Annotated in this window: 2 protein-coding genes; both read left to right on the plus strand. The window is 69.5% G+C overall.

Going from position 1 to position 639, the window contains the following annotated elements:
- Positions 1–321, plus strand: a 321-nt coding sequence (locus JNK74_29225; protein ID MBL7650259.1) for a hypothetical protein, incomplete at its 5' end; no start/stop codon positions are given.
- The coding region (locus tag JNK74_29230) for a type I restriction endonuclease subunit R (GenBank protein ID MBL7650260.1) at positions 318–639 on the plus strand (322 nt) is incomplete at its 3' end. The genes JNK74_29225 and JNK74_29230, both read left to right, overlap by 4 nt.

Below are 639 nucleotides of genomic sequence, written 5' to 3' on the forward strand. Positions count from 1 at the left end.
GTTCGCTCGATCGTGCCTCCGGTTGCAGAGCAGAAGGCAATTGTTGCTTTCGCCGATAGAGCCACGGAGCAGCTTCAAGCGGCGATCAAGTCGGCACTTCGGGAAATCGATCTCCTCCGCGAGTACCGAACCCGCCTGATCGCCGACGTGGTCACCGGCAAGCTCGACGTGCGCGAGGCGGCGGCGCGACTGCCGGGTGAGGCCGAAGAGTCCGAGCCGCTCGACGAGATCGAGGGCGAGGGCGAGGGCGAGGGCGAGGGCGAGACCGATGAGGCAGGCGCCGATGACACCGACGCCGCGCCGGAGGAGGCCGAGGCTTGACCACCGACACCTCCGAGCGCGGGCTTGAGCGGTTGATTTGCACGGCGCTCGCCGGCGCGGCCTGCGATCCGGGGACTGTCAAGGCCGAGGCCATCCGCGAGCGCCCGGCCGCCTACGGCGCGGGCTGGATCTGCGGCGATCCCGGCGACTACGACCGCGAGTACTGCGTGGACCTCGCACAGATCTCGGCCTTCCTGGGCGAGACGCAACCCGACGTCTGCGACACGCTCGATATCGGCCAGGACGGGCCGACCCGGCGCAAGTTCCTGGCGCGGCTCCAGGGCGAGATCACGAAGCGCGGCACCATCGACGTGCTGC

This window comes from Candidatus Hydrogenedentota bacterium, assembly GCA_016791475.1.
GTDB lineage: Bacteria > Hydrogenedentota > Hydrogenedentia > Hydrogenedentales > JAEUWI01 > JAEUWI01.